We start from the raw sequence: 7,746 nt of genomic DNA on the forward strand, positions 1-7,746 counted from the left end.
ATGAGCAGTCCATCCACCGGCCCCGACGCCATGGCCCGTGCTGCCGATGCAGAGGCCAACCCCACCGACCCCTGCATCCACTGCGGCTTCTGCCTGCCCAGCTGCGCCAGCTACCGGGTGCTGGGCACGGAGATGGATTCGCCCCGGGGGCGGATCCACATGCTCAAGGCGATCGATCGCGGTGAACTGTCCCTCGATGCCACCGTGGCGGGTCATTTCGACAGTTGCCTGGGCTGCCTGGCCTGCGTGTCGGCCTGTCCCTCGGGGGTGCGCTACGACGAGCTGATCGCCGCCACCCGGCCGAAGCTGAACGCGCCGGAGCTGCGCAGTCCCTGGCAGCGCAGTTTCCGGGCGCTGCTGTTCCAGCTGCTGCCCTACCCCGCGCGCCTGCGGGCCCTGCTGCAACCCCTGCGCCTCTATGCGGGCACCCCGCTGCAGGCCTTCACCCGCCGCAGCGGCTTCACCCGCCTGCTGGGCCCCCAGCTGGAGGCGATGGAGCGGCTGCTGCCGGCGCTGCAACCCGAAGCCTTCGGGGCCTCGGCCCCGGCCCTGATCCCGGCCCGGGGCCGCCGCCGCTACCGCGTGGGGCTGGTCACGGGCTGCGTGCAGCGGCTGTTTGATCCGGCGGTGAACAGGGCAGCGATCGAGCTGCTCTGTGCCAACGGCATCGAGGTGGTGGTCCCTCCCGAGCAGAACTGCTGCGGCGCCATGACCCACCACCAGGGGGAACTGGAGCAGACCCGCTCCCTGGCCAAAGATCTGCTCAGCAGCTTCGAGGCGGTGATCGGCGCGGGTCGGCCGGCGGGCCCCGAACCCCTTGATGCCGTGCTGGTGGCGGCCTCCGGCTGCGGTCACACCCTCAAGCAGCTCGATGAGATCCTGGCGGGGGAACCGGAGTGGGCCGCCCGGGGCAGCGCCTTCGCCACCCAGGTGGCCGACATTCAGGAGTTCCTGCAGCGGGTGGGCTTGAGCGAGGAGTTTGTGGGGCGGCTCCAGCCCCTGCGCCATGGTGATGGCAGCCCCGCCAGCGCCGATCGCCCGCTGCGCCTGGCTTACCACGATGCCTGCCACATGCTCCACGGCCAGGGGCTGAGCCTGCAGCCGCGGCAGCTGCTGCGGCAGATCCCCCATGTGCGGATCGTGGAGGCGATCGAAGCGGGCGTGTGCTGCGGCAGCGCCGGCATCTACAACCTGGTGCAGCCCGATGAAGCCGCCGAACTGGGCCGGATCAAGGCCGCCGATCTCAGCGGCACCGGCGCCGATCTGGCCGTGAGCGCCAACATCGGCTGCAGCCTGCAGATCCGCCAGCACATGGAGAGCACGGCCCGCCCGATCCCGGTGGCCCATCCGGTGGAGCTGCTGATGCGCAGCGCCACCGGCAGCTGAGGCTTCAGCCGGCAGCCTCCATCAGCCGCCAGGCCTGGCGGAGGCTGCCTGAGTCGCCGAGGTTGCCCGGCATGGTCAGCAGGGGCAACTGGGGGAAGCGCGGGTGATCGACCGGCAGGCGCAGCAGTGAGAGGCCCGGCAGCAGTTGTCCCTCCAGCCGTACGGCGGCCAGGGCCAGACCATCGCGGAGCAGCGTCTGGCTGGTGGTGCCGCCCTTGCTGATCAGATAGCTCAGCTCCGGCGGCAGGCCGGCGGCCAGGCGGGCCATCAACCCCGCCAGGCTGAGCGATAGACGCTGGCGTTCGCCGGCATCGCGGCAGGGCCTCTCGCCCCGGCTGGTGAACAACAGCGGCGTGCGGCCCGAGCGCCAGGCCTGCTCCAGCCGCTCCTGCAACTCCTGGCGCAGCGGCTCGAGCGCCTGTTCCGCGCCGTCCCGCCGGATTGCGGCCAGCACCCGCTCCACCGGCAGCTCCACCGCGGCACAGGCGGGTTCAGCCAGCAGCGGCTGCAGCTGCTGATCGCTCAGGGGCACATGGGAGCCCACCAGCACCGCTCCCGGGGCCGCGCTGCGGCGCCAGTGGGCCAGCTCAGCTGGCGAGAGCGGCTGGGGCGGCAGGGCGGCGAGGGCCTGGAGCAGGCTCGCCGCCGACTGCACCAGCAAACGCTGCCGTGGCAGCACCGCCCGGACCGCCTCAGCCAGGGCCTGGAGGTGCTCGGGCCGCTGGGCGTCCACCACCACCACAGGGTTGCCATCCAGGGCCAGGAGGCGATCCACCAGGGCCTGGTGGCCGGCCGGCTCCAGCTCCGCCAGGGTGATTCGCTGCACCGCCTCGGCCCGCCGCTCACCCCCGCTCTTGTGCTCCACCCAGGCGGGCAGGTGGCTGGTGGGGTAGCTGAAGCGGGCATCGGCGGCGAAGGCCGAGTGATGCACCGGCTCGCCGTGGAGCAGATGCACCCCCTCCACCGTGGTGCGTCCTCCCTCCAGGAAGGCCGGCACCAGCAGGGTGGCCCCAAAGGGACCGAGTGCCGCCGCGATCCGATCGATCTCCAGGGGGAAATGGCCGCGCAGGGTGGAATCACCCCGACTCACCAGCAGCCAGGAGCCCGGGCCGGATAAGGCCTCCCGCAGGGCCCCGCAGATGTCATCCACCCGTTCAGCGGCCTGCCGGGGCTCGAGAGCGCGGGTGTCACTGAGCAGAAACAGCAGGGGGGAGGGGTCGAGCAGGGCCCGCTGGAGCGTGGGCTGATCCCAGCGCAGCAGCAGCAGGCAGCCATGCACCGACTGGGATCCGGTGGGGTCGTCATCCAGGACGATGATCTTCAAACCGGCTGCGGCGGGGGAAGGCCTGGGGGCCATGGCACCATCGTGCCGTGATCACCCCCGAGCCCCACGATCTGGCTGATCTCGTGCAGGCCTTGCACGCGGAGGGAACGCCCTGGCTGCCCGCCGGCAGCGGCAGCCGCCTGCACTGGGGGCCGCCGGTGCAGGACACCAGCACGGTGCTGAGCTGCCAGCGGCTCAACCGCATCCTTGAGCACGCCGTCGGTGATTTCACGGTGACGGTGGAGGCGGGCACCCCGCTGCGGGACCTGCAGGAGACCCTGCGCCGCCAGAACCAGTGGCTGACGATCGACTGGCCCTGGGGCAGCGATGCCGAGGGCCATGGGGCCGGCACGGTGGGGGGGCTGGTGGCCCGGGGAATGGCCGGAGGGCTGCGCCAGCGCTACCTGGGCGTGCGCGACCAGCTGATCGGCATCGGTCTGCTGCGGGCCGATGGGGTGGCCGCCCGGGCCGGCGGCAAGGTGGTCAAGAACGTGGCCGGCTACGACCTGATGCGGCTGTTCACGGGCAGCTGGGGCTCCCTCGGCCTGATCACGGAGGTGACCCTGCGCACCAGCCCCCAGCCGCCGGAGCGGCGGGGCCTGCTGCTGCAGGGGGAGCTGGGCCCCCTTGATGAGCTGCGCCGCTGGCTGCTGAGCTCCAGCCTCACCCCCGAACTGATCGACTGGTGGAGCCCGGCGGTGGCGACCCAGGCCGGTGCGGATCCGCAGCACGCCCTGCTGCTGGGGCTGGCCAGCGTCAGTGATGCCGCCCTGCGGGCCCAGTGCCTGGAGATCCGCACCCGCGCCGAACAGCTGGGGCTGCGGGGCCAGCCGCTGGATCCGGAACGGCTGGAAGCCCTGCGGGCCGTGGCCCTCGGCCACCCTGAGCCGGGCGGCTGGCTGCTGCGCTTCGGCACCCTTCCTTCCCAGACCGCTGCACTGCTGGCGGAGCGGGTGCTGAGGGATCTGCCGGTGGTGCTGGGGGCGGGCAGCGGCCTCGGTGATGGCTGGGCCGGCTCCGACCTGCCCGCCTACCGGGTGGAGGAACTGCGGCGGAGCTGCGTGGCCCGGGGCGGGGTGCTCACCGTGCTGCAGCAGCCGCCGGGGGGCCATGTGCCGGCCTGGGATGACGTGCCCTCCAAGCCGATGATTGAAGCGGTGAAGGCCCAGTTCGACCCAAAGCAGCAGCTGGCCCGCGGGCGTCTGCCCGGAGTGCGCGATCCGCTCAGGCCCTGAGGGGCATCAGGCAGGTTTCGGGGATCGAGAGGATCAAGGGCGTGCCCGCCGCCGCCAGGCGCCGCCAGGCGCGGGCACTGATCTCCACCTGCAGCGGGCTGCTGGGGGCCCCTGGGGCCCCCAGCGCCAGCACATACACCGACACGCTCAGGGCGCTCTCGTTCACCTCCAGCAGGCGGCAGGGCCAGGCATTGAGCTCACCGGGCTCGGCCGGATCGGCGGCGGCGCGCAGCTCCAGGTGATTGGCGCGCAGACCCACATGGGTGATGCCGCTCTGCCAGGGCCGCCGGCGCCGCAGCGCCAGACCCCAGGCTGGCGCCCAGAGGTCACCGCTGCTGCGCAGCTCCACCCGGGTGATGTTCTTGCAACCGGTGAGGCGAGCCGCCGCCGGTGATCCCGGTTGCTGGAACACCTGCTGGCGGGGGCCATGGGCGATCAGGCGCCCCCCATCGAGCAGCAGCAGGTCATCGGCCATGCGGTAGGCCTCGTCAATGTCGTGGGTGACCAGCAGGAAGGGCACGCCGCTGCGCTGCAGCTGCTCGATCATCTGCTGCTGCAACTGACGGCGCCGGTAAGCGTCCTGGGAGGAGAGGGGCTCATCGAGCAGCAGCAGATCAGGCTCGATCACCAGGGCGCGGGCCAGGGCCACCCGCTGCTGCTGGCCGCCCGAGAGCTGGTGGGGGAAGCGAGCGGCGAGGGCCGTCAGGCCCATGGCCTCCAGCTGGGTTCGCAGCCGCGTCTGGCGTTGGTGGCGCCCCAGCCCAGCGAGCCCGAAGGCCACGTTCTGCTCCACGCTCAGGTGGGGGAAGAGGGCGTGGTGCTGCACCACCATGGCGATGCGCCGCCGCTGCAGGGGGGCATTGAGGCGGCTCTGGCTCTCGAACAGCAGCCGACCATTGAGGCGAAGACACCCCCGATCCGGACGCTCCAGCCCGGCCAGAGCGCGCAGCAGCAGGCTCTTGCCCGCCCCTGAGGCCCCGAGGATCGCCAGGCGCGGGCAGCTGCTGCTGAAGCGCAACTGCAGCTGGAACCCTGGCCGCTGCTGCTCCAGGTCCACCTCCAGCCGAAACGGCGCCGGACGCCGGAGCGGGCCGGCAGCCCCAGCAGTGGCAGCCACCGCTACCGCAGCCAACGGAGCAACGGGCTCCGCCAGCTCCAGGGCGCGCTGCGGCCGCCTGAGCCGCCGGCCCTGGAAGCTCTGCACCAGCAGCAGGCAGAGGCCGTTGAGGATCAGCACCATCACGGTCCAGAACCAGGCCAGGGCAAGGTCGCCGCCATCGACCGCCGCGTAGATCGCCAGGGGCAGGGTCTGGGTGCGGCCGGGGATGTTGCCCGCCAGCATCAGCGTGGTGCCGAATTCACCGAGGGCCCGGGCATAGGCAAGGCTGATCCCCGCCAGCAGGCCCGGCAGCAGCAGCGGCAACGTGATCGCCCGCAGCACCCGCCAGGGCGACGCCCCGAGGCTGAGGGCCACCGCCTCCAGCGAGGGATCCATCTGATCGAAGGCCGCCAGCAGGGTGCGATAGAGCAGTGGAAAGGCCACCACCGCCGAGCTGAGCACCGTGGCCGGCCAGCTGAAGACGATCTCGAGCCCCAGGCGCGTCAGCCCAGCACCCACTAGCCCGTAGGGCCCCAGCAGCTGCAGCAGCAGAAAGCCCAGCACCGTGGGCGGCAGCACCAGGGGCGAGAGCAGCAGCAGGTCGGCGGCGGCGCGGCGGGAACCCTGCCAAAGGCTCACCTGACGGGCCGCAAGAAACCCCAGGGGCACCACCAGCAGCACCGCCAGGGCGGCACTGCGCAGGGAGAGCCAGAGGGGGGAAAGATCAGGAAGGCCCGCGCTCACGGCTGGGGGGAGGGCTCAGGGACCCCAAAACCATGGCGGCGAAAATTCTCGCGGGCGGGGGGTTCCGCCAGGCTGCGCAGATAGGCCTGAGCGGCGGCCGGGTTGCCGCTAGAGGTGAGCACAGCGCCCAGATAGCGAATCGGACCATGGCTGCCGGCGGGTGCTGCGGCGGTGATGCGCAGACCGTCATCCGCCTGGGCCTCGCTGCGGTACACCAGGCCTGCCTGCACATGCCCCTGGGCCACCGCCTGGGCCACGGCGCGGGCGGAGCCAAGCGGCACCAGCTTGGGAGTCACCGCGGCGCTCAGACCCAGGGCGCTGAGCACCTGACGGGCGTAATCACCCACCGGAGCCGATGGATCACCGATGGCGATCGAGCGCAGCTCAGGCCCCGCCAGGCCCTCGAAGCTGAGGGTCCGCCGGCTGGAGCGAGCGGGCACCACCAGCACCAGCTCATTGCTGAACAGCTCGCGGCAACTGCCGGGCAGCAAGCGACCAGCGCCTTGGAGCGCATCCATCTGACGCTGGCCAGCCGAAAGGAACACATCCACCGGCGCCCCCTGCAGGATCTGCTGCTGCAGGGCGCCCGAGGAGGCGAAGTGAAACTGCAGTGGTGGACCGGTGCGCGAGCCGGGTGCTTCAGCCGCCGCGATGTCCTGGAGCGGACGCGCCAGGCTCACCGCAGCCGCCACCAGCAGCGGCCTCGGGGCGGGCGCCTCACTGCAGGCGGAAGCGAGCCCAGCCAGCCCAGCCAGCAGCGTCGCACTCAACCAGGGCCTGCAGCGCAGCATCGATCAGCCCAGCCGGCCGTTGATCACGCCGCACGTATCCCATGGGGCATCAGATCCTTGCTCACAGCGAAGCGAACCACCGTGTGGCAGGAGAGGCCAGAACCGAGGGCGTGCGCTTGCCCTCCTCCAGCCGGGAGTTGTCGCTCTCAATCTCCGCCAGCAAGGCCCTGCTGCCCTCCATGCAGGAGTGGGGGCCGGCCATTCCTGCAGGGCCGCGCTCCTATCCGTTTGAACTCGTTCAGCCAGGCAGAAGATGTGCTCCAGCGTGATCAGCCGCGTCTCAAAGTTGCGGAGAAGGTCATCGGTGATCCGGCCTGTCACGGGAGCTCCCTGCTGAAGGCAATCAGCTCGACAACCATTAAAGCAAGCCGAAGACAGGCCCACCAGATTCGAACCCAGTGCCTGTGCAAGATGAATCAAGGCCATCTCCAGAGCGCAGTGCTGGATCTGGCCAAGACCAACAAGAGCAGCGCCAACTGGACCATAGACAGAATTGATTACCGGTAGAACTCCACATAGAATCGAACCGCACCCAAGGGCCTGACCGAGTGGAGCATGGCCGGCTCAACGACACCAACAACATCAGGATCAAGAACCACAACTTCCCGCTCAGGCTCATCGATGGTGTATTGCAGCCTACCTTCAAGAACAACGATCCTGCCCCAGACCGACTCCTTTGTGCTGTGCCCATGAAGCAGGCCAGAAGGTGTTGTGAGCTCAGTGAATTCAGGAGTTCTCTGATAAGCATTGAGCTGCGCCGGGAGAGACTTCATGGCATAGCCCTATCAAGGAGTGCCAAGGTTAAGGCGTAGGCTCCCAGATCTCCACAGGAAGGATCAAAGCCCGGGCCCAAGGCCAAGATGCACCTTGAGCACTCCATCGCTCAGGTCGTTGCAGCATGAGCGCTGAAAAGAGCTCTGGCTGTTAGCGAGTTAGCAGAAGTCTGGCTCATAAAGCTTCAGAAACAGTGGCCTCTCATAAGCTCAGGAAACAGTCAAGGTCAACGGGGGCATGAGCCCTAGGCATTGTGAGGTGGGTGCCTTTTATTGGACAGCTTCGGCCCCTGACATCGTTAGCCCAGGACGGGAGGAACAGGGTTCTCTCTCAGTGTAGACCTCTTGGGGAGTTCTGCCTCCCAGTGCACTGTGGGGTCTTACATGGCAATAC

8 protein-coding genes are annotated in these 7,746 nt (G+C 69.7%); 3 read left to right on the forward strand and 5 right to left on the reverse strand.

Annotated elements, in window-relative coordinates; genetic code table 11:
* Entirely contained in the window at positions 1-1,386 is a 1,386-nt protein-coding gene (locus tag KQ304_RS09040; protein WP_399228934.1) for a (Fe-S)-binding protein, read from the forward strand.
* Between the two features lie 4 nt (positions 1,387-1,390).
* On the opposite strand, the gene KQ304_RS09045 is transcribed toward KQ304_RS09040, so the two are convergent.
* Positions 1,391-2,743, reverse strand: a complete 1,353-nt coding sequence (locus tag KQ304_RS09045; protein WP_399228936.1) for a four-carbon acid sugar kinase family protein — start codon at positions 2,741-2,743, stop codon at positions 1,391-1,393.
* Positions 2,744-2,757: 14 nt separating this feature from the next.
* Between KQ304_RS09045 and KQ304_RS09050 the strand changes: the two genes are divergently transcribed.
* Positions 2,758-3,945: an FAD-binding oxidoreductase gene (locus KQ304_RS09050; protein ID WP_259736761.1), complete on the forward strand. Its 1,188-nt coding sequence runs from the start codon at positions 2,758-2,760 to the stop codon at positions 3,943-3,945.
* Here the strand turns inward: KQ304_RS09050 and modB are convergent.
* The 3 genes from modB to KQ304_RS09065 all read right to left on the reverse strand — a co-directional run bounded on the left by modB (position 3,935) and on the right by KQ304_RS09065 (position 6,781).
* Positions 3,935-5,788, reverse strand: coding sequence for a molybdate ABC transporter permease subunit (modB, locus tag KQ304_RS09055; protein ID WP_259736762.1), 1,854 nt, complete (start codon positions 5,786-5,788; stop codon positions 3,935-3,937). The genes KQ304_RS09050 and modB overlap by 11 nt on opposite strands.
* The gene (modA, locus tag KQ304_RS09060; protein ID WP_259736763.1) at positions 5,785-6,558 is read right to left on the reverse strand and encodes a molybdate ABC transporter substrate-binding protein; all 774 of its coding nucleotides are present in this window, start codon (positions 6,556-6,558) and stop codon (positions 5,785-5,787) included. The genes modB and modA overlap by 4 nt, the downstream gene beginning before the upstream one ends.
* An 82-nt stretch (positions 6,559-6,640) precedes the next feature.
* Entirely contained in the window at positions 6,641-6,781 is a 141-nt protein-coding gene (locus tag KQ304_RS09065; protein ID WP_259736764.1) for a hypothetical protein, read from the reverse strand.
* A 26-nt stretch (positions 6,782-6,807) separates the two neighbouring features.
* Here KQ304_RS09065 and KQ304_RS09070 point away from each other — a divergent pair, with 26 nt between their 5' ends.
* Complete coding sequence (locus KQ304_RS09070) at positions 6,808-7,086, forward strand: hypothetical protein (protein WP_259736765.1); 279 nt, start codon at positions 6,808-6,810, stop codon at positions 7,084-7,086.
* Here the strand turns inward: KQ304_RS09070 and KQ304_RS09075 are convergent.
* Positions 7,077-7,352: a DUF1971 domain-containing protein gene (locus KQ304_RS09075; protein ID WP_259736766.1), complete on the reverse strand. Its 276-nt coding sequence runs from the start codon at positions 7,350-7,352 to the stop codon at positions 7,077-7,079. The two genes, KQ304_RS09070 and KQ304_RS09075, sit on opposite strands and share 10 nt — an antisense overlap.
* Between the last annotated feature and the right edge of the window lie 394 nt (positions 7,353-7,746).

The organism is Synechococcus sp. CS-1329, from assembly GCF_025128055.1.
Lineage (GTDB): Bacteria > Cyanobacteriota > Cyanobacteriia > PCC-6307 > Cyanobiaceae > Regnicoccus_A.

Excerpts from the sequence above, each read along its gene's own strand:
- KQ304_RS09040 (WP_399228934.1), top strand. The coding sequence starts at position 1 with ATGAGCAGTCCATCCACCGGCCCCGACGCCATGGCCCGTGCTGCCGAT.
- KQ304_RS09045 (WP_399228936.1), bottom strand. The coding sequence starts at position 2,743 with ATGGCCCCCAGGCCTTCCCCCGCCGCAGCCGGTTTGAAGATCATCGTC.
- KQ304_RS09065 (WP_259736764.1), bottom strand. The coding sequence starts at position 6,781 with ATGGCCGGCCCCCACTCCTGCATGGAGGGCAGCAGGGCCTTGCTGGCG.
- KQ304_RS09075 (WP_259736766.1), bottom strand. The coding sequence starts at position 7,352 with ATGAAGTCTCTCCCGGCGCAGCTCAATGCTTATCAGAGAACTCCTGAA.